Source organism: Pseudoalteromonas sp. 19-MNA-CIBAN-0066 (assembly GCF_040308705.1).
Taxonomy (GTDB): Bacteria; Pseudomonadota; Gammaproteobacteria; order Enterobacterales; family Alteromonadaceae; genus Pseudoalteromonas; species Pseudoalteromonas nigrifaciens.
Genome location: NZ_JBEONZ010000328.1, coordinates 1 through 250, shown reverse-complemented (window position 1 = coordinate 250; position 250 = coordinate 1). Strand labels below are relative to the sequence as shown.

The 250-nt window shown below is 40.8% G+C and carries 1 pseudogene; it reads right to left on the bottom strand.

The window, feature by feature from the left end:
- Positions 1-250 (bottom strand): annotated as a pseudogene (locus tag AAEZ18_RS19295) (hypothetical protein); the annotation flags it as partial.

Below are 250 nucleotides of genomic sequence, written 5' to 3'. Positions count from 1 at the left end.
CTCCATACCTTTCTTACGGCAACGTTTAGGCAATTTATAAAATTTTGACCAAGCATCAAGCTTAGCGGCATCTTTATAGCTATCGCTGTGCAAAGACATGTTTGATACTTTTTGATTGAGTAACCAATTGCTATTAAGCGTACGAGTTGGGGTAGAAGAAGTAGCCTGATAAGCGCTACCACTCTTTTTAGGCTTACTGCAGTGATTAGCAAGTAAGGTAAATAGCGCTTTATCGCGCGCAGTTAAACGC